This window comes from Pseudoalteromonas sp. ABV4_021, from assembly GCF_056159365.1.
Map to the genome: position 1 here is coordinate 622838 of NZ_JBSWVB010000001.1, position 24624 is coordinate 647461.

Below are 24624 nucleotides of genomic sequence, written 5' to 3' on the forward strand. Positions count from 1 at the left end.
TGCTTTTAGGTGTACTAGTTGATTGATATTTAAGCTTGAAAGACATTGTTTTTTGTGATGATTTGCTAAATAGAAAGGAGCCAAATGGCTCCTTTTTTGATCTAGATCAACTTTATAAATTTAAATGAATCAAAATATAAACTTATTTTAAATTTTTTTAAATGATAATAATTTCTGTTATTGATCTAATTTGTTTTGGGTTTTAGAATGCTTCGTAGTTTTATTAAGCCAATTACGTTTTTGATAAAAATTGGTATTACTCAATCATAAAAATATCAGGATTAACATAATGAAAAAAATAGCTAATTTTGCACTTTCTTCGTTATGTGTTGCAATGCTTGCAGCATGTAGCGGTGACGATGGCAAAGACGGGGCAGACGGCGCACCAGGTGTAAGTGGCGAAAGTGGTGTATCAACGTATGTGACCGAAAAAGATGTCGTTGTTACCAATGCGCAGCATGCATATGCGGTTTATGCCGATTCACTTATCGCTGCTAAGCAGCTTAAAAATGTGATTGAGCAGTTTGTTGCAGAGCCAAGCGAAGCTAACTTTAGCGCTGCTAAAAATGCGTGGTTAGATGCTCGCGAACCTTATGGTCAGTCAGAAGTGTATCGTTTCCGTGAAGGGCCAATCGACAATCTAACGCGTGATGACAATGGCAACCCGGTATTAGTTGCTGAAGAAGGTCCAGAAGGCGCAATCAACGCATGGCCACTAGCCGAAGCGCTAATTGATTACACAATTGACATGGATGGCGCACAACTGCCTGAAAACCCTGCAAGCTTACCTGTAGGTGGTAATATTATTGCCGATCTTGCTGAGTTCCCAGATATCACCAAAGCGTTACTCGCTGAACAATTTGAGCGCGGCGATGATGAAGCCAATGTAACATCAGGCTATCACGCGATTGAATTTTTACTGTGGGGACAAGATCTTAACGCCGATGGTTCTTACACGCCAAACCGTGACTATAGTGCAGGCTATCGTAAAGTAAACGATTATTACACTGCGGCAAGTGGCATGGGGGAGTGTACATCTGGCGTAGATAACGTGGTTGATTCGGTTATTTGTGAACGCCGCGGTGACTACCTAATTGCAGCAGCAGATTTACTGATCGACGATTTACAAGGCGTTGTTGATGCATGGACTCCTGGTTCAGGTTTTCACTATGTTGAATTTACTAAAGACGAAAACGTAAAAGCGTCGTTGGCGAAAATTCTAGAAGGCATGGGCCGTTTAAGCTTTGGTGAACTTGCTGGTGAGCGCATGAGTATTGCACTTCGTACCGATTCACAAGAAGACGAACACTCGTGTTTTTCAGATAATACACACCGCGATATTTTCTTAAATGCCAAGGGTATTCAAAACGCATTTAATGGTGCTTACCAGCGTATGGATGGCGAAACATTGGAAGGCGCTAGCATTTACGATTTACTGGTAGTGGATGGTTCGCACGAACTTGCCAATGAATTACGTGCTGCGATTGAAGATACGATGGCGAAAGCGGCAGTTATCGATACTAACGCTAAGCTAGGTTACTCATTTGATGTGCAAATTCAAAATGCTGATTTAAAGCAACCTGTTACACACACAATCGAAGCGCTTAAATCACAAACTCAAGTGATTAAACAAGCAATTGAAGCGTTAGAAGTAACCACGGGCGACCTTGAGCAAGACACAGACGAGTTTGGTAGCTAATTAGGCTAACACTATTATTGGCGCTGCTATTTTGCAGCGCTTTTTCGTTTCTAGGGGCATTTATGAAGCGACACCTTTTACTAACCAGTTTTATGTTAAGTGCTTTGGGTTGTGGTGGCTCATCGCAATCACCAGAAGCAAAGCCTAGCGAACCTCAGCCGCCTGTTGTCACACTACCCGGGCAGCCAAATGATGGCTTAGCTCCGCTTAGCAGCAGTACGCCTGACAACAACGAGCACCTAGCGGGTGGCGCAGTAACAACCGATGTTCAAAATGAAGACGCATTCAGCCAATCGGCACCGGCAATTCGCAGCGATTTTGCATTAGACGCGGTATTTAAATCGGGCGACCACTTGTTTAGAGGCACACACAAAGGATTAGGCCCAGTTTTTAATAACCCAACTTGCCAAGGGTGTCATATTAAAGATGGTCGTGGTGAAGTACCAAGCTCACCGCAGAGTGCAATGACCAGTATGTTCCTACGTATTAGTGATGAGAATGGTCAACCCGATGCCGTGTATGGCGATCAATTACAAACATTTGGCACGGTTGCCGGACACCCGACAGGCGCATTACCTAAGTTTAACGGCGCGTTAGGTGAAGGTTTGGCATATGGCGAAGCCTACGCGTTTGTTGAGTATGAAAACGTAACGGGTAAATTTGCCGATGGCGAAGAATACGAGTTGCGCAAACCCATTTATAAAGTAACAGACTTATCTTACGGCCCATTTAACGACACGGTAAGGTTCTCTGCCCGTGTTTCACCTGCGATTTTTGGCTCAGGTCTGCTGCATGCAATTCCTGAACAATACATTACCAGCTACGCCGACCCTGACGATGTTGATAATGACGGTATTTCTGGCCGTGCTGTGTATGTAACAGAGCCTATTTCTGAGCAAACTAAATTAGCACGTTTTGGCTATAAACTTGGCACTGCATCAGTATTACAGCAAATAGCGGGGGCTTATCGCGGTGATATGGGCGTGACTAATCGTATTAACCAAGCAGAGCCATGCACCGACAATCAAGTTGCCTGTAATGAACAAGCTGCATTAGAGCAAAACAGTGAAGCCAATGGTCTTGATTTAAGTGATTTAGATCTCGCACAAGTTGAATTTTATAACCGTTTATTAGCTGTGCCAGCAAGGCGAGGGTTCGACGAGCAAACCAATACTTGGCAAGACGAAGTCAAGCATGGCCGTGCGTTATTTTTCGACGCGAACTGTAGTGGCTGCCATGTACCACGTCATAAAACGGGTGAAGCACCGGCAAGCTTGTTAGGTGATGTCGATATTCTTGGCTTTACTGGCGAAAGTACGCCGATTGCTGCACTTAGCGAGCAAGTTATTTATCCTTACAGCGACTTGTTACTGCATGATATGGGCGGTGAATGTGCGCCTATTAAATTAGAAAACGCACAAGGCGGTAGCTGTCAGGTTGGTGAAAATTGCATTTATGTGCAGCGCTGTGAAGGTCTTGCAGATAACCGTCCTGAGGGACAAGCATCTGGTACTGAGTGGCGTACAGCACCGCTTTGGGGATTAGGCTTGGTTCAGCAGGTAAATGCGCGCGCTACTTATTTGCATGATGGTCGAGCACGCACCATCAGTGAAGCCATTTTATGGCATGGCGGTGAGGCTGAAAAGGCTAAGCAAGCCTACCTCGCAATGTCTAAAACTGAGCGCTCGCAATTATTGGCGTTTTTAAATTCACTATGATTAAACGAAGTCTTTTAACTGCGTGTACTTTTGGCGCTTTGCTAATTGGGTGTAAAGATCAAGCTGTACCTGAATTTTCACATAGCGAGTTGCGCCCTGGTGGCGCAACAACGTTAAAGCGACTTAATACACGTACTTTTATTCACCCCTCAGAAAATCTTGATTTAGATCGGCAGCTTGATTTTTGGGATGGCTTTTCATTTTTTCGTGATCCTTGGGTCGCAGCACCTGCTGCAACTCAAGACCGAGATGGTTTAGGCCCGCTTTACAACGCGCGTTCATGTAAAGCATGTCATATTCGTGGTGGTCGAGGAAAGCTTGTTGGTGAAGGCACGCATTCGCCAATGGCATTGCTTTTTCGTTTAGGCAAGGGTGATGATGGTGATGCGGTTGATAAACACTATGGCGGTCAATTTCAGCCATTTGCGATTAAACTAGCAAAACCTGAATCACTTGCGGCGGAAGGCAAAGTAACCATTCGTTACGAAACCATATCAGGTCAATACTCGGATGGCACGCCTTACAATTTAAGCAAGCCACATTATCAATTGGTTGATTTAGCCTATGGTGAATTGCAACCCAATACGATGTTATCGCCACGCTATGCGCCAGCACTTTATGGAATGGGGTTATTGGACGCGATTAGCGAACACGATCTTATTGCGCAAGAAGATATTGCGGATAAAAACAACGATGGTATTTCGGCTAAGTATAATCGTGTGATGAGTGCTAAAAGTAAGGAACAGATGATTGGACGTTTTGGCTTTAAAGCGAGTCAACCAAGTTTAGCATCACAAACGGCAGCGGCATTTGTTAATGATATCGGCATAACCAATCCGTTTTTCACACGCGATACTTGCACGTCATCTCAACCGCTTTGTCAACGTGCATCAACAATGGGCGGTCACGACCGTAAGCTAGAAATACCCGAAAAGCTGCATAAGTTAACGGTATTTATGGGGGCGCACATTGCGGTGCAACCGACCCGAAAGCTTACTTCGGAAAAAGCACAACAGGGCAGAGCACTTTTTTATCAAGCGAATTGCCATAGTTGTCACACTCCAAGTTATACCACGGCAAGCGACTACCCGCTTGAAGAGCTGGCAAATCAAACTATCTGGCCTTACACCAATTTGGCGTTACACGATATGGGCGAAGCACTGGCTGATGGTAAATCAGAAGGATTAGCCAATGGTCGAGAGTGGCGTACGCCACCGCTTTGGGGTTTAGGATTACAAGAAAAAGTACAGGGCTATCAGGCATTTTTACATGATGGCCGCGCGAAAACAGTGGCTGAAGCGATTTTGTGGCACGGCGGCGAAGCCGAGCAATCAAAAAGCGCGTTTGTAGCGTTTGACCAACAGCAGCGTGACGCATTGATTTATTTTCTAAAACAAATTTAAGGGCAAATACGATGAAACTTAAAGTACTTTCTTTGCTTGTGACGGCTGCGTTACTAAGTGCATGTGGTGGTGGCAGTGATAGCAACAGCGAAAAACCACCTATTACGCCACCCGTGGTTAAACTAACGAAAGATGAAGCCATGACAAAATTATTAGCAGCGCAAGCTGATAATTATATTTTGCCAGCATACCAAACATTGATGGATGACGCGGATAAACTAGATGCGGCGAGCATTATGTTTTGTGCTTATCAGGCGCCAAGCGAAAGCGAGCTAACAGAATTAAAAAATGCATGGTTAGCATTAAGTAAGGCTTGGCAATTTGCGAAAGCGGTAAAAATGGGGCCTGAGTCTGAAGAATTTCGCCATTATCGCTTACAATTTTGGCCTGATAACAATAATGCCGTTCAGCGCGGTGTTGCGTCATTGCTAGCGGCTCAAGTGATCGATGAGAATGCCGTTGCCAGCCTACAAGATGGCGCACAAGGGTTACCAGCGCTCGAGTTATTAATTTTTAATCAAGCACAAGATGCATCGTTACTAAGTGCAAGCAATAAACACGATCGTTGCCTCGCGGTAATGGCAATTGCCGCTAATGTGAAAACAGTCGCAACTGAAATTTTAGCACTATGGCAACACGAGAGGATTGGTTTTGTTCTTGATTTTAAAAATGGCAGCGGCGAGTACAACACGAAACAAGCGGTGCTTGAAGATTTTATTACTAATTGGTTTGAGCTAATTGAAGTAATTAAAGATAACAAGCTCAATAATGTTAAAGGCACACTGATCCCAGGTTACCCAGAAAAAGCGGAAAGTTACATTAGCTTATCGTCGCTTGAAAACATTAAAACCAATTTTGCAGGGCTGAAGCAGGCCTACCTTGCGGGCAATGGTTATGGCTTTGACGAGTACTTAGTGGATATTCATGAAAATACACAAGTGAATGACACTATTCTAAATTACTTTGACGAAATTGATGTGTTACTAAATGATATCGAGAAACCGCTATCGCAAGCGGTAACAATACAAGACAGCCGCAATAAACTGTCGCCACTAATCACAAAAATAGACGAATTAAGAACTTACCTGTCTACCGATTTTATTCAGCTTACGGGCCTTAATCCTAACTTTAATTCGAATGACGGTGATTAATCATGGAGCGTAGAGCGTTTATCAAAAGTTTAGCGTTATGTGGTTTAAGTTTATCACTCGGCGCTAACTTAGTTGCGTGTTCAAGCAAAGCGCAACGTCGTTTTGTTAGTGCGGCAACCAACCACCAGGGTGAACATTTTGTGGTGGCGTTTGATAAAGCAGGGAATTTATTAAACCAGGTTAAAATTGATAATCGCGGCCATGATTTATTAATGCTTGATAGTGAACGGGTTGTGGCGTTTTCACGCCGCCCGTTTACCAAGCTGTTTGTGGTGAACTTAGCACAAAACCAGCTAGAGAAAACCTTCAACGCAGAGCAAGGTTTTCATTTTTATGGTCATGGTGTGATTGATAGTAAACGCAAGCAACTGATCACCACGGAAAATCATATTGAAAGTGCAGTTGGTTATTTAGTTGTGCGCAATACTCACAATTTTGCTGTGGAAAAGCGTATACCAAGTGGCGGTATTGGGCCGCATCAATGCGCGTTAATGCCCGATGGTGAACATATTGTGGTTGCCAATGGAGGCATTAAAACACATCCAGATAAAGGTCGTGAAAAATTAAATCTAGCGAGTATGGCACCAAATTTAAGCTACATTCACCTCGACTCTGGCAAGTTGGTTGAATCTGTCACTCCTCCGCATTTTCAGTTAAGTTTACGTCATCTAGCGGTAGCAAAAAGTGGCGAAGTGATTGTCGGAGCGCAATATCAGGGAAATTATCGCGATGCGCATCCTTTGGTGTTTAGCCATAAAATAGGCCGCGAACTTCAGCCATTGCAGGCGGCACCGAACTTTTGGCAAAACTTCGAGCAATACGTTGCCAGTATCGCAATTGCTGACAGTGATAATCGTATTGCTGTTACTTCTCCTCGCGGTGCTATTGTGGCGTATTGGCAATTGGATAATCATCAGTTTATTCGTCATGAACGTTTCGCTGATTGTGCAGGTGTGGCGAGTGCGCAAAATGAATTTATTGTCACAAACGGCAAGGGACAAGTAATTAACGATAGTAAAAATATACCTATTTTTCAGTTACAACCGTTGCGGTTTGATAACCATTTAATTTACTCTTAACTGGTAAGAGATGTTAAATTTAGCCAAACAGAATAATGACAGGTAAAATATCTGACCTTTTTGTGATGCAGTAAACCAAGTTATGACTAATTCAAACGATAAATTTGCAGATATTCGCCCATATAATGATGAAGAAGTAGCCGCGTCTGTTGAGCGTCTGTTAAATGATGATGCATTTATCTCGGTAATTGCAGAGCACAACTTACCATCGTGGTTGCGTGCTATTCCATTTCTTGGCAACTATTTAGTTAAATCAAAATTACGTACCAAATACGGTAAATTTAAAACTGTTGATGAAGTTCAGCAGGCCGTTTCACGTTATCTTGATATTTTAGTTAAGCGCACAACCAGCAAAGTTACTTTCTCAGGGTTAGATAAGCTTGATAAAAACAAAGCGTACCTGTTTATCTCAAACCACCGTGATATTGCGCTTGATCCTGCTTTTGTAAACTACGGTCTATTTCAAAATAATATGAAAACCGTGCGCATTGCGATTGGTGATAACCTGTTGCAAGTGCCATACATGACCGAGTTAATGCGTTTAAATAAGAGTTTTATTGTTAAACGTTCTGTTAAGTCGCCAAAAGAGATGCTGAGAACGCTTACGACACTTTCGCATTATATTTATGATTCGCTTGATAGCGGTAACTCAGTTTGGATTGCGCAAAAAGAAGGACGAGCGAAAGATGGTAATGATGTTACCGATCCTGCACTAATTAAAATGTTGCAGCTACATGGTCGCAAACTAAAAATGGACTTTTCAGACTATGTAAAATCGATCAATGTTGTACCGGTTGCGATTTCATACGAATTTGAACCATGCGAAAAAGCGAAGGCAAAAGAGCAGTATCATAAAGCGACCTTTGGCGAATACAAAAAAGCGCAAGGTGAAGATATAGCCAGTATTATTGAAGGGTTTGCTACCAATAAAGGGCATGTGCATTTATCGTTTGGTGAGCCAATTAGCAGCGATTGCGATACGCCAGACCAACTTGCTGAAACCATTGATAACTACATTCACAAAAACTATTTTTTGCACCCCAATAATTATTTGGCGGCAGAATCTGCAGAACATGAAATTTGTGATGATGCGAAGCGTGTTTACCACAGCCGCTTTGAAGGGGTTGCTCCGGAATTACATGAATTTATTAAGCAAATTTACGCGAAGCCGGTATTTAATCAAAAGTAACCAGCGAGCCTAAGTAAATTATAGTTTTAAGAAACCAGAGCAATACTCTGGTTTTTTTTGTGCAAAAAATGGTTAAACTGTAAATATGAGTGCGTAAAAAAAGACCTAGGTTTGCCTGCTTTGCAAGCAAGCCACTGTGAGTGAATGGCTGAGCAAAAACCAATTATTGAGCAAATAGAAATATTTGAAATACCCAGTCCGTGCAAAGGGGTGTGTCAGGCTAATAACCGAGGTTATTGCTTAGGCTGTTTTCGTTCGCGAGAAGAGCGCTTTCACTGGAACCAATTAACGAACGCACAAAAAAAACATGTGATTAAGCTTTGCGCGCAACGCGAAAAGCGCATTCGTCAAAAAATGGCTCAACAACAAATTTCACCAGAGCTGGATACAGAGCAAACAAAACTCGACTTTTAGCTTTCCCTAGTCTCGCCTTAGCTAATTTAAATTCACTTATTTAGGGGTTTTATGTTCAAGGGTAGCTTCAGCATTTTGCATTAGCTGTAGGTCTAATTGGGCCAAAATTGCTTTATGTTTTTTGTGCAGGTAATGATGAATAGGCTTTTGCGACACAATGCGTTTATCAAAATGGGCTAGGGTGGCATCATCAATGTAATGCGTTAGCAAATACTCTAGTACTAAAATGCCATCAATTGTGCGGTCGCGCAGCATATGCAGTTGACTAGCAAGGTTATTATTACTTATTACCTCACCTTTAAATTTTTCTTGAGCAATAAACTTTTGTGCAAACGGGTAGCTTGGGTTGTGGCTAATCGTACTCAACTGCTGAATGCGACAATTCTCGCATTGTCCCTTGTTGGTAAGCAGTACCAGATTCAAATACATTAACGGAGTATTACTCGCAATTAGGTTTGGGTATTCCTTAGAAATACCAATCACACGACCAATCTGGCCATCAAGCTCTCCAAGGTTAGCCGCAGCAAGTGAGCTTTTGTGATCAAATTCAATAATGCTTATATCGACACCAATTGCTTTATAAGCAGGTGTTAGACGTTTGATTAATAAGCGAGAAACGTGTGTATCTAACGGTTTATTAAACACTAGCGCTTGCTTTATGGGGGCATTTGCCCACGCCATCTTACTCAAAAACAATAAGGCACAAAGCATGGTACAAGCACGCTTGCAGCTTTTAGTTATCGAGCTTTTTATCATTTTATGACGTAACGCAGCGTTCATTTTAGTGTTGATTGGTCAAACTTATATGGTACATTGCTACAATAACATAATATTTTATTAGCTGTATTAAAAGAACATGTCTTTCAATTTGTGTAACTTACCTCGTCAAGAAAAGTATTTAATTCAACTCGATTACGAGGCGTCATTTTGGGCGTTTAAAGTAAAGCGTGGCAAAGCAACGCGCGATCAAATTTATTCATCTATTTTACAGCGTCCACAATCAGAGCAAGGTGAGCTAAAACAACGTTTTGAACGCTATTTAGCGACAATGATGTGAGTTCATTTACGTGCCAGCAATTGGACCCAGTTATGTATCCTTTGGTTAATAAGTTCTATCAAAACTTTAAAGTAAGAGGGCGTGCTAAAAGCCATGATAAGGTGTGGGTTATCAAAGCTGAAAATCAAATTGTGGCAGCTGCAAAGTTAAGCTTAAAAGACGGACATTTTTTATTATCTGGCGTATTTACAGCACCATGCTTTCGCGGTCAAAAACTGGCATCAAGACTAATTAAAACAATCGCTTTGGATTATCGAAAACCATTTTTCACGTTTGCGTACAATCATTTAGTTAGCTGGTATCAAAGCTGCGGATTTATCGAACATACTGCGCCAGCTGAGTTGGCTCCGTTTTTTAGCGCTTATCAAAATCAAGGGCGTCAAATCGTCTGTATGTTAGCCAATAAGGATTGTGCATAATGATTTGGCGATACTGCGTACTGGCGATTTTGTTGTGTGCTGTATCAATAAATGCGCTGGCAAACAGTAAGGCAAACGTACGTCGATTCTCGCCAAATGAAGGACTAGCGCAGTCTTATGTAACGGGTTTATTAGTTGATAAAAATGGTTACTTATGGGTTGGAACCGAAGCAGGCGTAAACCGTTACGACGGTTATCAACTATCAACTATGACAGGTGCTGAAGGGCAACTGCGAGATAAATCGATAGATTTCCTCTACGAAGACAAACAAAACGATATTTGGATTTCCACTACCTATTCTGGCTTGTATCGATATAAAACTGATACTTACCATCTTGAGCGAGTGCTTGATTTTAAAAATGACCGAACTCACTCTCCAGTCGTGATGTTAGAAACCCATCAACCTAATTTTTACTGGTTGGGACGCGTTCATGACTTAGCGCTGTTAAACAGTGAAACCGGTGAAGTGAAAAGTGTGTTTAAAATCCCAGGAGACTTTAAATACGTGTATGTCAGAGCGCTTAAATATTACAAACATTTTTTAATTATAGGCACATCGGAAGGTGCCTTTGTGATGGATACGCGTACTGAAAAAATCGTTAAACTTGAGTTTTTAAATGAGCCCGCAGCCCATCACGATCAATACAATACAAAGTCATTTCATATCTCGGGTTCTCAACTTTGGCTTGGCACCGTGCAAGGTTTGCACACGGTTGAACTTGATCATATCGAACGCTTGGTAGCTGGTGAAATAGATAAACTGAGTAGCGAACTTCGTATTTCAGATTTAAACATATGGAAAATCATGCCGTTTAAATCGGGATTAAAGCTTGCCACCAATGAAGGTGTTTATAATTACTTTGCCGATGATGATCAGCTAATAAAAAGCACAGAACTCGATAATTCCGATTTTAAATTGAGCGACAATAGCATCGTTGATATGCTGCTTTCAGATGACGGTTCAATGTGGCTTGCCAGTAAAACCGACGGTGCGTACTTCGTCTCGAATAACAATTATTCATTTCAAAACTATAACCGCGATACCTTGTATGGTGGTTTATCCCATAACAATATTTGGAGCATTGTTGAGCATAATAAAGATATTTGGTTAGCGACTAGTGACGGTATTACGCGTTTCAATCCTTATTCTTACCAAAGCCAAACCTATCTAGAAGGTTACTTAGCTGACCGCTTAAACCATGAATTCCACGTATATAAAATGTTTAGCTTTAACGAAAAGTTATGGCTGGTAAGCACGCGAGGATTATTTACCTTTGATTTGGAAACGTTAACAATTTCAGCGGTTGAAATGCCTTTTGAAAAGTACAAAGACATGTTTAGCAAGCAGGTTGTGATAGGGCATTTTAACGACGCAGGTGATATGTATTTTAAGAGTTTTCGCTATGGCTACTTTAAATACAATGTAGTAACAGAGGAACTAACGCAAATTCACCCCGACGTAAAAGTGATTGGTGATACGTTTGCAGGGTATTTTTTACCACCGCTAGATGACAGCAAGTTGCCGCTGTTCTATCACAATAAAACATTATATCAACTGATGCCGGACAACACGGTTGAGTATCGTTATACAGCTCCAGTCCCCGATGAAGTGGAGTATTTGTCGCTTGCGTCTTATGTAGTCGATAACAACGGCATTCTTTGGCTTTCTTATTATGGTTACGGGTTAGTCGGGTTAGATAGCACCACATTTGAAGAAAAATACAAAATTGAAGACAGAGTTGATACTCGCGGTTCATTGTTTTATAGCCTAACCAAAGATCAGCGAGGCATGATCTGGATGGCGAGCCACAGTGGTATTTGGCGCTTTGACCCAAATACCCAACACTTTAGGCAGTTCACAGTGGATGATGGCATTGCCGTTAATGAATTTAACTCAGCCGCTAAAATAACTTACTCTGATGGCCGCATTGTATTTGGTTCAATTAAAGGGGTGACCAGCTTCTTTCCTGAGCGCAATGACGCTAATGAACACATATCAGAGCGAGTGAATATAACCTCAATTACCCTAATGTCGCGCAAACTTGAAGCTGAGTCGATTATTCAGCAAAACTTACTTGAGCTTGATTACGATGATATCGGATTAGAAATTGGCTTTTCTGCGATGTTATTTAAGTATCAGGAACGCGTTGAATACGAATACCGTTTAGATGATTCTGCATTAGTTAGAACCAGTAACAACAAGGTCGCTTTTGCACGAATTTCACCAGGCAAACACATCTTTTACGTACGAGCCAGAGACCCGTTAAACGGCAGCTATACCGACTTTAAGAGTTTTACGATTCAAGTCAATTACCCACCTTGGCGCTCGCCCGCGGCATTTGCCATTTACTTTATATTATTGGCAAGTATTGTGTCGGTGTGGATGTTACGTCGTCATCGCTATCAAACGCGCTTGCTAGCTGCACACAAACAAAGCAGCGAAAATGCCACGCGTTTAAAAATGGCGCTACAAAGCAGTCAATCCGGGGTGTGGGAATGGCAAAGTGGCCTTGGTCATAGTTATCAGCCACGTTTAGTTGATGAATTAGGGTTTGATAAAAGTGAAGTATCACTGGATGAATACTTAGCAAAAATTCATCCCGATGATAGAGCCCGTTATCGTATTGAATGGTTAGAATTTGTCAGCACCGATAAAGGCGAATTTGAACTTGCTTACCGAGTACGTCATAGCCAAGGCCATTGGCGTTGGTACAAAGATGTAGGTCGCGTTATTGAGTGGGATGAAGATGTGCCGCAGCGCGTATCAGGTACCTATACCAACTTTACGCGCGAGCGTGACTTTGAAAACAGTGCCCGTTTATTTAGCGCCGCATTTGAACATACTCGTGATTGGGTATTTGTGATGGATCGCGAGTTTAATATTCTTGCGATAAATAAAGCATTGCGCGAAAGCCATCATTTTGACCTTAAACAAGATTCAGCACGCAAGCTATCACTTGGCCTAAGTGCTAAACGGCGCACTTATTATTTGAGGGCGCTCGGCAAGCTAAACGTGGGTGAGCATTATCAATCGGAAGAAACCATTACCAGCCCTGATGGCACAAAATATAATTGCTTGATAAAAGCCACAGCGATTGCGGCTGAAAACGGTGAGGTTGATAACTATATTGTGGTGATCACCGATATCAGTAGTCAAAAAGAAGCTGAGCAAGCGCTGTATTTACTGGCAAATTACGACAAACTAACCAAATTACCTAATCGCAGTTTGTTTATTGATCGAGTGGCTCATGCCATTAGTCTTAATAAAAATAGCGATCAGTTATTGGCAGTGTTATTTATCGATCTTGACCAGTTTAAGAAAGTGAATGACTCATTTGGTCATCATGATGGTGATAAATTGTTGGTGGAAATAGCCGAACGCATTAAACAAGTCATTGACGGCAAGGCGACCGCGGCGAGATTAAATAGCGATGAGTTTACGGTTTTGCTTGAGAGTATAAGCAGTAAAGAAGACATTATAGCCTTGTGTCAGCGCTTAATTGCGGCGCTAAAAGAGCCATTTGCGCTGGCAGGTGAAACTGTGAGAATAACTGCCAGCATTGGTGTTGCCATATTCCCAGATGATGAAACAACCGCAATTAATTTGATTAAAGCTGCCGATATTGCGATGTATCACGCTAAAAAACGAGGTGGCGAATGCTTTTTGTTTTTCCAACAAGAAATGAATAAAAAAGTACAGCGTTTACTTCGCTTAGAATCGAGGCTTAAGCAAGCGCATAGTGAAAATGAGCTGTCGAATCAGTATCAGCCGATTATTGATGTTAACACTGGTAAGGTGGTTGGTTTTGAAACCTTGATGCGCTGGCAGCACAATGGCGAGGCAATTAGCCCATCGCGTTTTATCGCCATTGCCGAAAACACCGGTCTCATAACGGAAATGACAATGGCGTCGTTAACACGCGCTGTACAAGATATGCAACACTGGTGCGAGATCGATAATGACTTTTATGTATCGATTAACCTATCTGCGAAAGATTTCCATCACCATGATCTCGCAGAGCAAATTATTGCATTGTGCAACAGGTATGAAGTGCCATGTCACATGGTGGCACTTGAGATTACCGAATCTGTACTTATGGCTGATTTTGATAGTGCAAAAGCGGCCATGGATAAGCTAAAAAGTGCAGGTTGTCGCATTTATCTTGATGACTTTGGTACCGGCTACTCATCGCTGGCTTACTTAAAACGTTTTCCGGTGGATGTGATTAAAATTGATGGTGGCTTTGTTCGAAATATTGGCGATGAAGCAGACGACGAAGCGATTATTCGCTCAACCTTAGCGCTTGCAAAAAGCTTAGGTAAAGTGTGTATTGCTGAAGGAGTTGAAAGCAAGGAACAGTTGTTGTTCTTGCAGGCAGAAGGGTGTGAGTATGTGCAAGGTTATTACTTTTACTCACCGCTTGATGCGTCACAGGTTAAGTCATTACTTAAGCGTTAAATGCTAAGGGATCTTATGGCCACAGTTAGCGCAGTAATTAATGTGTTTTATTTCATTCATTTTACGCTTAATGGCACGCTCGGCTTCTTTTTTACTTAAGCCTAATTCAATACGCATTTCTTCAATTTGTATTTGGTCTTTTTCACAAATATCACCATCGCGCGAGCATAATGCCACGTACTGCGCAAATTGCACCCTACGGCGTCTTAATTGATCTGAAAAGCTCGATGCCAGCAAACCGGTTGGGATTGCCACCATACCCATACTCAGCACGGTTATTACCCCACCAAAAAAGCGGCCAAGTGGCGTAATTGGTACAACATCACCATAGCCGACCGTGGTGAGTGTTGCCATTGCCCACCACATGGCATCGGGAATGGAGCCAAACTTATCGGGCTGTTCGTCATGTTCAATTAAGTAGATACCGCACGATGCGGTGATAAGCGCCACGCTCATAATAAAAAAGGCGGCAAGTAATGGGCCTTTTTCTTCTCGAATACTTTGCAACAATAATTGCATTGCACGCGAGTAGCGCGTCAGCTTAAAAACGCGTAACAATCTAAATACACGTAAGAAACGCAAATCAAAGCTAACGAATAGCATTAAATATGTTGGCAAAATCGCCATTAAATCGATAATTGCTAAAGGAGAGCGCAAATAACGAATGCGTTTTCGCCAGTTGGGAATAGGCAAATCGCGATAATGTTCTTTATCAACACAAACCCATAACCGCAGCAGGTATTCGATAGTAAAAATCGCGACAGAGAAGATTTCAACCGCTAAAAAAAGGTGTTTGTAACTGGCTGCGACCTCTTCAACCGACTCAAGTACAATAGCAACGACATTGCCGATAATCAGAATTATCAATAGCGCATCGATAAACCTACCAAGTTTTAGTCCTTCACCAGAACTTTCCAATACTTGTGCAATACTCAGTCGTAATTGATTCACATCGACCTCTTAGCTAAGTGGCATTGTCATAATAACTGTACCTTCTTCGAAATCACGCGTCACTTTAAAGCCTAGTTTTTCCGACAGGCCAATCATGCCACCGTTTTCAGGTAAAGTAAGGCCTTCAATTTTTTGCACATTTTGGCGTTTACAATGATCTATCACCGACTGCATTAGAATACGACCAAGCCCAAGCCCTTTTAGGTCGGAGCGCACAACCACGGCAAACTCGGCGACAAGGTTATCTGGGTCCATTAAAACGCGAGACACACCAAGTGTTTGCCATTTATCGTCGCGGCGCTGAGTGACAATAAATGCCATTTCGCGGTCGTAATCAATTTGCGTCATTTTTGCTAATTGCTCATGACTAAATTGCGGCATTTCACCAAAGAAACGTTTGTATCTATCTTCTTTGGTCAGCTGGTTGTCGAACTCTCGATGCGCCTCTTCATCTTCTGGGCGAATCGGTCTTAATATCGCAGCTGAACCATCTTTAAGGGTAATATTTTGCTCAAGCTCTTTTGGATACGGTTTAATTGCTAAGCGTTTTGCACGACTTGATGCTTGGTATTTTTCAAGCTCAATTGCCGCATCAAGTACTAAAAATTTACCTTGTAAAGCTAATACGGGGTTAAGCTCAAGTGACTTGATATCGGGGTTTTCTACTACCATCTGTGATACGCGAGTAAGCATAGCGCACAGAGTGTACTTGTCGATTTTGGTCGGTAAATGTTTTTCTTTTATAAACCCTTTATCGCTTGCAGCGGCGATTAAGTACTTGGCTAGATTCATATTAAGCGGTGGCAGGGCAACCGCTGCTAGGTCAAAATTAAGTGCAGTACCGGCTTCGCCGAGTAAAATAACAGGGCCAAAATTAGCATCTGTTTTAACTGCTATGCGCAGTTCTTGCCCGCCAGCACGGGTTGCCATTTTTTGTAGCGCAAAACCATCAATTTTGGCATCTGGATAAGTTTCATTAATTCGCAGTAGCATATTAAATGCCGTTTGCTCTACTTCAACGCCATCGTTTAAGTTTAATACAACACCACCAACGTCAGACTTAGATGGAATGTTAGGGCTTACTAATTTAAGCGCAACCGGAAAGCCAATGCTCTCGGCTAGTTCGCGTGCCTCGCTAGGTGTAAATGCATGCTCAGTTGCAATGCAGTTAATCTGATAACACTCAAGCAGCGCCGCTGCATCATGCGTAGGTAAGTAGTGGCGCTTCTCTTGCAAGTAGCCGCTTATTAGCTTGCCAGCTTGCTCCGTGTGAATGTTATCTGAATCTAATAGGGATTCTGGTGTTTGCGTTAAGTGCTTTTGGTTACGACGATACTGAATTAAGTGCATGTAAGCCGCTACTGCACCTTCTGGCGTGCGGTAAGTGGGAATGCCCGCTGATTGGCAAACTTTACGCGCTTCATATGCTGCCGTTTCGCCCATAAAGTTGGTCATTACATACGGGCGCTGCATTTTAGGCACTTTATTAACGGTTTCTGAGATGATTTTGGCAAACTCTTCACTGGGTGCCAATGCCGATGGGCTATGTAAAATGAGTAAATTATCAACCTCAGGTGCTTGCACTAGAATTTCGACCGCCTTTTGATAGCGCCACGGATCGGAATCGCCGTAAATATCAACAGGGTTGGCGAACGAAGTGTGCTGAGGCAATACCTGATTTAATTTAGTAATGGTTTCTTTTGAAAGCTCAGCAAGCTTGCCCGAGCTTTGGATTAAGGTATCTACAGACATTACACCGGGTCCGCCGCCATTGGTTAAAATGGTCAGGGCTTCTTGTTTTAATAGTTTAGGGTGCAGTGCTAAGGTTTGTGTTGCGGCAAATAGTTCGCGTAAGTCATTTACGCGCAGCATACCCGCGCGTTGGAACATGGCATCATACACCGCATCTGAACCTTGGTTGCCACCGGTGTGCGCCATAGCAGCATCCGCGCCTGCGGCGGTTTTTCCGGTTTTTATTGCAATGACGGGTTTACTGAAAGCAGCGGCTCGCGCGGCGGAAATAAATTGGCGGGTATGTTCAATATTGTCGATATAAAGCAAGATTGCTTGAGTATTGGCATCGCGCCCTAAAAAGTCGACCAATTCATCAAAATCAATATCACCACAATCGCCCACCGAGACAAAATATGAAAAGCCAATGTCTTTTGTTTGTGCCCAGTCGAGAATCGTTGAGCAAACTGCAGCAGATTGCGACACGAAAGCTATTTTTCCGGGCTTAGCAACCATATGGGAGAAACTCGCGTTAAGTCCGATACGCGGGATTAACAACCCAAGGCTATTTGGCCCGAGTATATTTACATTAGCTTTGCGCGCGGTGTCGATTAGTGCGTGCTTTAAATCTTTATCAATACCTGATGCGATAATGATGGCATTTTTGCAGCCTTTGTTACCGAGCTGTTCAACGATTTGGCAGCAACGGTCTTTACTGGTGCAAATAACGGCTAAATCGGGCACTTGTGGCAGAGCGTCTATTGTTGGGTAAGCAAGCACGCCATGAACTGCTTTATATTTTGGCGTTACTGGCATAATCGGGCCATTAAAACCGCCTTGCAACAAGTTGCGCATCACCACGTAACCCGCGCGATTGGTACGGTTTGACGCACCAATAACTGCCACTGATTTAGGGTTGAAAAATTGACTTATCCTTTTTACCGTCATAGCGTTTCACCACAGTTGAGTTGTTGCTATCTTATAAAATTCGTTTACAAGTATAAAGCAATAATGTTGTTAGATACTTGATATAAAACAGGGTCTTGTTATGCTCAACAGGGCATAAATATGGACTAATAAATATGACTCTACTGCTGCTGAGCGCTGCTATTAGCGCAGCACCTATCAATCTTGAGCAAATGGTTGCACCAAGTGATTTAGACAACATAAAAGTTGTGCCGCTAACTAGCAACCAAGATGCAAGCCAATTTCTGATCTATGTTAAAAAGTCAGTACCACTGCATATTCATAAAGAGCACAGTGAGATGGTTTATATTGTCGATGGTGAAGGGCAAATGCAGCTCGGTGATAAAACCTTCACAATTAAAAAAGGCGATTTTGTAAAGATTGATGAAAATACACCACATGGTGTTATGGTAACGTCATCGCAGCCGCTGAAAGTACTGTCAACGCAAACGCCTGAATACTTTGGCAAGGATAAACATAGGGTAGATAACCATGAATAAACAATCGCTAACCAGTACGATTATCTTTGCGCTGGCAATTATTATTGCCAGCTTGTTGTTAAAACAAGGCATTGTAGAGTTTAAAACCCTCGACCGCAGTGTAGCGGTAAAAGGACTGGCAGAAAAAGAAGTGATGGCAAACACCGTTATTTGGCCGATTAATTACTCACTTGCGGGTAACGATTTAACAAAATTGATCGATGAGCTAGAGGCTAAAAACCAAGCAGTACGTGCATTTTTAGCGTTACATGGTTTTAGCGACGAAGAAGTTTCAGTATCGCCGCCTAATGTTGCAGACAAGCTAGCGCAGCCATACGCGCAATTAGAAAAAGGCCAAATGCGTTATTTTGTGATGTCGAGCATTACGGTTTATAGCCACGAGCCAAAAAAAGTGCGCCACGCGTTAACTAAAGTGACGCAACTTGCAAAACAGGGCATTGCCATCTCAAGCGATCGCTATGACGCTAAAGTACAGTACATTTTTACTGGCTTGAATGACATCAAGCCAGAGATGATCCAACAAGCAACAGAAAAAGCACGCGAAGTTGCTGAAAAATTTGCCACCGATTCAAAATCCACCTTAGGTAAAATTAAATCTGCGCGCCAAGGGCAATTTAGTATTTCAGACCGAGATTCTAACTCACCACATATTAAACGTGTGCGCGTGGTTTCGAGTGTTGAATATTATTTAGTGGATTAGAACAAACAACTATCAGTCGATGAGGTTAGTTTATGTATCATATTACTAATGGCGACAGTGCAAACCTATTTTTAAAGCGCATTGGCATTCAGGGGCAATTTATTGCGTGGCAAGATGTGCTTCATCATGGTCCTATTAGCGCTGAAGTATCGCTGCCTGCGATGAGTGATTATCGCGCCGCATTTTTAGCAGACTATTTTTGTTTACCGCTCAAAGAGGTACGGGCCAAGTTTGAGGCGCGTAACGCTAAATTAAATGCCATAGAAGACAGCGATGAAACTACCTTGTGGTTAACGCCAGAGCTGTTTGATAGTTTGATTGGCTTACAGTTTATTGCGTGGTATCGGGCGAAATTTAACACCACACGTAATCTGTTCGTGGTTTTATTATCTGATCATTTACCTCCGCGTGAATTAGAGGCAACCCAAGTTGCACAGTATTATAAAACCCGCTTTAGTCCAAGTGAACCATTTTTTGAATTAGCAATGACCGTGTGGCAAGCACTGACAACCGATTTAGCTGCGTTAGAAGGTTGTTTAGCGCTCGATTTTAAACATTGGCCTAATCTAAAAACTTCGGTTCAACGCTTCTTACAAGAGCAACCTGATGATATCGGTTTAAACCGCACACAATGGCAGATTTTGGATTGTTTAAACGGACAAACTTTGTCGTTAGCGCAGTTATTTGGTGCGAATCAAGATTTGGAAGAAGTCCCGTTTATGGGAGATTTAAGTTTTTGGTGTCAGATTGAAGAAATGCGTGAGTATTTGAATATATCGACGCAAGACAGTTTATTACACCAAGAAATAGAGTTTTATCACGGGGTTAAAGTGAGCTTGTCAGAAAAAGGACAAGCTCTGCTCTAAATTAAAGTAACTAATCCGAGTTTTGGTTAGCTAAAAACTAGCTAGCTTAAACGCGAGTTAGCTACTTTTTGCCAGTTGTTTCAGTTTAAACACTAAATCAAGTGCTTGACGCGGGGTTAAATCGTTCGGGTCAATAGTGTCTAAGGTTTCAACCACAGGGTTAGGCGCATCAAATAAACTCGCCTGTTGTGATATTTGCGTATCTGCCTCATTGTTAAGCGGCATTTCACTGACACTTTGATGTTGCTCTAGTAGCGACAACTTTTGTTTGGCACGGTTAATAACCGCTTTTGGCACACCTGCAAGGCCCGCTACTTGTAAGCCAAAGCTTTTACTTGCAGCGCCATCTAATACGGTGTGTTTAAACGCAATGGTATCTTGGTATTCAATTGCATCTAGGTGCACATTGGCTAAAATTTCCAGCTGGTCAACAAGCTCAGTTAGTTCAAAGTAGTGAGTTGCAAACAGTGTTTTCGCAGCGATATTCTTCGCTAAATATTCGGCTGTTGCCCACGCCAGTGATAGACCATCATAAGTACTGGTACCGCGGCCAATTTCATCCATTAATACCAACGAGTTTTCGGTCGCATTGTTAAGAATGTTGGCGGTTTCAGTCATTTCTACCATAAAGGTTGAGCGACCTGATGCAAGGTCATCGCTCGCGCCAATACGTGTAAAAATACGGTCGGTAATGCCTATGATGGCAGACTCTGCTGGAATATAACAACCAATATGTGCCATTAATACGATTAACGCAGTTTGACGCATATAGGTTGATTTACCACCCATATTTGGCCCTGTAATAATTAACATTTTGCGTTTATCATCAAGGTAAGTTGGGTTGGCAATAAATGGTTGTTGCATAACAAACTCAACTACAGGATGACGGCCGCCTTTAATATCGATGCAGTTGTCATCACTGAGGTTGGGTCTAACATAATCGAGAGACTCAGCACGTTCTGCAAGGTTATTAATTACATCCAATTCACTGAGCGCCGCAGCCATTTTTTGTAGTACGTCGATTTGTGGTGAAATAATGTCGAACAATTCTTCATACAGACGCTTTTCAAGCGCCAATGCATTTGACTGGCTGTTAAGAACCTTATCTTCGTGCTCTTTTAGTTCAGGAATGATATAGCGTTCGTTATTTTTTAGTGTTTGACGGCGCACGTAATCTGCTGGTACAAGGTTAGCGTTGGCCTTACTGACTTCTATGTAATAGCCATGCACCTTGTTGTAGCTAATTTTTAAGGTTGCAATGCCAGTGCGCTCACGTTCGCGAATTTCCATTTGCTCAAGAATATCGGTTGCACCTTTGCTAAGGTTACGCCACTGGTCGAGTTCGGCGTTATAACCTGGGGCAATAACACCACCATCGCGAATTAGTACCGGAGGATTGTCGATAATAGCGTGTTCAAGTAGGTCTTGAAGTTCAGTTAAAATCGGTGTGGCGTGCTTGATTTGTTTTAAGCGCGTGCTATTTGCATCATTTAATAAATCGTGAATAGGGTGCAGTGTTTGCAGTGCTAAACGTAAACGCGATAAATCACGTGGTCTTGCTGAACGCAATGCCAAGCGCGCAATAATACGCTCTAAGTCACCGACTTGTTTAAGCGTATCGTGTAGTTCAAAATTAATTGCTAAGTCGAGGATTTCACCGAGTGCATCAAGGCGGTTGTTAAGCTCTTGCTGGTCGCGAATAGGGCTATGCAGGCGACGTTTAAGTAAACGAGAGCCCATAGGCGTTGCTGTTTTATCAAGTACTTGCGCCAAGGTATTGTCAAACCCGCCCGATAAATTGACGGTTAGCTCTAAGTTTTTACGGGTTGCGGCATCCAGAATGACATTTTGTTCATTTTGCTCCAGACCAATCGCATTAAGGTGTGGCAATGCAGTGCGCTGAGTGTCTTTTACATATTGCATTAAACAGCCTGCAGCTTGTAGTGCTAGGTTTGCATTCTCTACGCCGAAACCAACCAAGTCTTTGGTGCCAAACTGCTTGTTAAGCGCGGTTTTGGCGCTGTCTAAATCGAACTCCCAAATAGGGCGGCGGCGCAGGCCATTACACTGTTCAATCAGCGCTAAATTTTCAAAGGTTTCAGGGTAAAGTAGTTCAGCGGGTGAAATGCGTTGCAAGCTTGAATTCAGCGCTTCGTCAGTATCGACTTGTAAAATGCGAAAACGACCTGAGTTGATATCCAAATAAGCAATACCGTACGCACCTTTATCGTTATGTGATACTGCACATAACAAGTTATCTTGACGCTCTTTTAATAAGGCTTCGTCAGAGATGGTACCCGGCGTAATAATGCGTACGACTTTGCGCTCTACGGGCCCTTTGCTGGTGGCAGGATCGCCAACTTGCTCACAAATGGCAACAGATTCGCCCATTTGAACAAGACGCGCTAGGTAGTTTTCAACTGCATGATAAGGCACTCCTGCCATTGGAATAGGATCGCCCCCAGCTTTACCGCGATGAGTTTGCGAAATATCGAGTAATTCTGCAGCTCGTTTGGCATCATCAAAAAACAGTTCGTAAAAGTCACCCATGCGATAGAAGACTAATGTATCCCGATGTTCAGCCTTAATTTTTAAGTATTGCTGCATCATTGGCGTTTGTTGGCTGATAGTATGGTCTGAATATAAATCTAACGGCATAATTGACTAATAGTTGTTATGTAAAAGGTGTAAAAATGATATTACCCGCTCATATTTCTGAGCTAGCGGCAAAGTTAGGTGCTAGTTTAACGAATAAAAAGCTTTGGATCACTACTGCTGAATCGTGTACTGGTGGTGGCATTAGTTATGCGTTAACCGATACTGCTGGAAGTTCAGCTTATATTGATCGTTGTTTTGTCACTTACAGCAATAATGCTAAGCATGAGTTACTTGGGGTTAAGCAAGAAATACTTGAACAATTTGGTGCAGTAAGTAAAGAAACTATCGAGCAGATGGCAGATGGGGCAATAAATGCAACGAACGCCGACGTTGCTATTGCTGTTTCTGGCATTGCAGGCCCAGGAGGTGGTACAAAAGATAAACCAGTTGGTACTGTATGGATTGCGGTAAAAGTACTGGATAAACTATCAGTTGAACACTGTTTGTTCGCAGGCGGTCGTAGCGAAGTTAGGTTGCAAGTGATTGAATATTCTTTAAAAAAGGCAATTGAGCTAATTAATTAATAAAAAACACTTGATACTGGTAATCTATACAGTATACTTTGCTGCATAACACAGATTCGGAGAGTCAAATGGACGATAATAAACAAAAAGCCCTAACAGCTGCGCTATCACAAATTGAACGCCAATTTGGTAAAGGCTCAATTATGAAATTAGGCGATAGCCAAGCGCTAGATGTTGAAGCTATTTCAACAGGTTCACTGGGTATTGATATTGCACTTGGTATAGGTGGTTTACCAACAGGTCGTATCGTTGAGATTTATGGTCCAGAATCTTCAGGTAAAACAACATTAACACTACAGGTAATTGCTGCAGCGCAAAAAGAAGGCAAGACATGTGCTTTCGTTGATGCTGAACACGCACTAGACCCAGTATATGCTGAAAAATTAGGTGTAAATGTTGACGAGTTATTAGTTTCTCAGCCAGATACTGGTGAGCAAGCGTTAGAAATCTGCGATATGTTAGTACGCTCAGGTGCTGTTGATGTAGTGATTGTTGACTCTGTAGCTGCACTAACACCGAAGGCGGAAATTGAAGGAGATATGGGTGACACTCACGTTGGTCTTCAAGCGCGTCTGATGTCGCAAGCATTGCGTAAATTAACTGCTAATATCAAACGCTCAAATACGCTGTGTGTTTTCATTAACCAAATCCGTATGAAAATTGGTGTTATGTTTGGTAACCCAGAAACCACAACGGGTGGTAACGCACTTAAATTCTATTCATCAGTACGTATTGATATTCGTCGTACGGGTTCGGTGAAAGAAGGCGATGAAATAGTTGGTAATGAAACACGCGTTAAGATTGTTAAGAACAAAGTTGCACCGCCGTTTAAACAAGCTGAATTCATTATCATGTATGGCCAAGGTATCTCGAAAGAGGGCGAGCTAATTGACTTAGGTGTTAAGCATAATCTAGTTGATAAAGCGGGTGCATGGTTTAGCTACAAAGGCAGCAAAATTGGTCAAGGTAAAGCAAACTCTATTAAGTTTTTAAAAGAGAATGTTGAAATTGCCAATGAAATTGAGCAGAAACTACGTGAAATGTTATTGCTACAAGCGACAATTAAACCTGAAGAAGGTGAAACGCAAAGTTTAGCTGCGGATGACGCTGAACTATAAAATAAGCTAAACGACGAAAAG

Annotated in this window: 19 protein-coding genes; 15 read left to right on the forward strand and 4 right to left on the reverse strand. The window is 42.3% G+C overall.

Going from position 1 to position 24624, the window contains the following annotated elements; all coding sequences use genetic code 11:
- Positions 1–289 precede the first annotated feature (289 nt).
- From ACXAFE_RS02940 to ACXAFE_RS02970, 7 genes are all read left to right on the forward strand, one after another.
- Entirely contained in the window at positions 290–1699 is a 1410-nt protein-coding gene (locus ACXAFE_RS02940) for an imelysin family protein (protein ID WP_475148394.1), read from the forward strand.
- Positions 1700–1761: 62 nt separating this feature from the next.
- The gene (locus tag ACXAFE_RS02945) at positions 1762–3417 is read left to right on the forward strand and encodes a di-heme oxidoreductase family protein (protein WP_475148398.1); all 1656 of its coding nucleotides are present in this window, start codon (positions 1762–1764) and stop codon (positions 3415–3417) included.
- On the forward strand, positions 3414–4820 hold the full coding sequence (locus tag ACXAFE_RS02950; RefSeq protein ID WP_475148403.1) for a di-heme oxidoreductase family protein: 1407 nt from the start codon (positions 3414–3416) through the stop codon (positions 4818–4820). Before ACXAFE_RS02945 ends, ACXAFE_RS02950 begins: the two co-directional genes overlap by 4 nt.
- 11 nt (positions 4821–4831) lie before the next feature.
- On the forward strand, positions 4832–5971 hold the full coding sequence (locus ACXAFE_RS02955) for an imelysin family protein (protein WP_475148407.1): 1140 nt from the start codon (positions 4832–4834) through the stop codon (positions 5969–5971).
- A gap of 2 nt (positions 5972–5973) precedes the next feature.
- A complete protein-coding gene (locus ACXAFE_RS02960) occupies positions 5974–7050 on the forward strand; it encodes a DUF1513 domain-containing protein (RefSeq protein ID WP_475148411.1) in 1077 nt (358 codons plus the stop codon).
- An 82-nt stretch (positions 7051–7132) separates the two neighbouring features.
- Complete coding sequence (locus tag ACXAFE_RS02965) at positions 7133–8239, forward strand: 1-acyl-sn-glycerol-3-phosphate acyltransferase (RefSeq protein WP_475148414.1); 1107 nt, start codon at positions 7133–7135, stop codon at positions 8237–8239.
- 165 nt (positions 8240–8404) lie between these two features.
- Positions 8405–8653 (forward strand): DUF1289 domain-containing protein, encoded by a 249-nt coding sequence (locus ACXAFE_RS02970; protein ID WP_040641367.1) that lies wholly within the window; start codon positions 8405–8407, stop codon positions 8651–8653.
- A gap of 36 nt (positions 8654–8689) precedes the next feature.
- Here the strand turns inward: ACXAFE_RS02970 and ACXAFE_RS02975 are convergent, their stop codons facing one another.
- On the reverse strand, positions 8690–9334 hold the full coding sequence (locus ACXAFE_RS02975; protein ID WP_475148419.1) for a hypothetical protein: 645 nt from the start codon (positions 9332–9334) through the stop codon (positions 8690–8692).
- A gap of 175 nt (positions 9335–9509) precedes the next feature.
- Between ACXAFE_RS02975 and ACXAFE_RS02980 the strand changes: the two genes are divergently transcribed.
- From ACXAFE_RS02980 to ACXAFE_RS02990, 3 genes are read left to right on the forward strand one after another with little or no spacing between them, the layout of a single operon-like run.
- Positions 9510–9710 carry a DUF3283 family protein gene (locus tag ACXAFE_RS02980; RefSeq protein WP_010560900.1) on the forward strand — a complete coding sequence of 67 codons (201 nt, stop codon included), beginning with the start codon at positions 9510–9512 and terminating at the stop codon, positions 9708–9710.
- A gap of 32 nt (positions 9711–9742) precedes the next feature.
- On the forward strand, positions 9743–10129 hold the full coding sequence (locus tag ACXAFE_RS02985) for a GNAT family N-acetyltransferase (protein ID WP_475148422.1): 387 nt from the start codon (positions 9743–9745) through the stop codon (positions 10127–10129).
- Positions 10129–14589 carry an EAL domain-containing protein gene (locus ACXAFE_RS02990; protein ID WP_475148424.1) on the forward strand — a complete coding sequence of 1487 codons (4461 nt, stop codon included), beginning with the start codon at positions 10129–10131 and terminating at the stop codon, positions 14587–14589. The genes ACXAFE_RS02985 and ACXAFE_RS02990 overlap by 1 nt, the downstream gene beginning before the upstream one ends.
- A 3-nt stretch (positions 14590–14592) precedes the next feature.
- On the opposite strand, the gene ACXAFE_RS02995 is transcribed toward ACXAFE_RS02990, so the two are convergent.
- Both ACXAFE_RS02995 and ACXAFE_RS03000 read right to left on the reverse strand, forming a co-directional pair.
- Positions 14593–15540 (reverse strand): ion transporter, encoded by a 948-nt coding sequence (locus ACXAFE_RS02995; protein ID WP_475148426.1) that lies wholly within the window; start codon positions 15538–15540, stop codon positions 14593–14595.
- Between the two features lie 9 nt (positions 15541–15549).
- Positions 15550–18219 carry a bifunctional acetate--CoA ligase family protein/GNAT family N-acetyltransferase gene (locus tag ACXAFE_RS03000; RefSeq protein WP_475148429.1) on the reverse strand — a complete coding sequence of 890 codons (2670 nt, stop codon included), beginning with the start codon at positions 18217–18219 and terminating at the stop codon, positions 15550–15552.
- A gap of 134 nt (positions 18220–18353) precedes the next feature.
- Here ACXAFE_RS03000 and ACXAFE_RS03005 point away from each other — a divergent pair, with 134 nt between their 5' ends.
- The 3 genes from ACXAFE_RS03005 to ACXAFE_RS03015 are packed head-to-tail and all read left to right on the forward strand — an operon-like array spanning position 18354 to position 20303.
- The gene (locus tag ACXAFE_RS03005; protein WP_475148432.1) at positions 18354–18737 is read left to right on the forward strand and encodes a cupin domain-containing protein; all 384 of its coding nucleotides are present in this window, start codon (positions 18354–18356) and stop codon (positions 18735–18737) included.
- Positions 18730–19437, forward strand: coding sequence for an SIMPL domain-containing protein (locus ACXAFE_RS03010; protein ID WP_475148435.1), 708 nt, complete (start codon positions 18730–18732; stop codon positions 19435–19437). Before ACXAFE_RS03005 ends, ACXAFE_RS03010 begins: the two co-directional genes overlap by 8 nt.
- Positions 19438–19469: 32 nt before the next feature.
- Entirely contained in the window at positions 19470–20303 is an 834-nt protein-coding gene (locus ACXAFE_RS03015; protein WP_475148437.1) for a DUF1835 domain-containing protein, read from the forward strand.
- Between the two features lie 57 nt (positions 20304–20360).
- On the opposite strand, the gene mutS is transcribed toward ACXAFE_RS03015, so the two are convergent.
- On the reverse strand, positions 20361–22961 hold the full coding sequence (gene mutS / locus ACXAFE_RS03020) for a DNA mismatch repair protein MutS (RefSeq protein WP_475148441.1): 2601 nt from the start codon (positions 22959–22961) through the stop codon (positions 20361–20363).
- A 35-nt stretch (positions 22962–22996) separates the two neighbouring features.
- On the opposite strand from mutS, the gene ACXAFE_RS03025 reads away from it, so the two are divergent.
- Complete coding sequence (locus ACXAFE_RS03025; protein ID WP_475148446.1) at positions 22997–23485, forward strand: CinA family protein; 489 nt, start codon at positions 22997–22999, stop codon at positions 23483–23485.
- Between the two features lie 68 nt (positions 23486–23553).
- Positions 23554–24603, forward strand: a complete 1050-nt coding sequence (recA, locus tag ACXAFE_RS03030; protein ID WP_475148449.1) for a recombinase RecA — start codon at positions 23554–23556, stop codon at positions 24601–24603.
- The last annotated feature ends 21 nt before the right edge of the window (positions 24604–24624 follow it).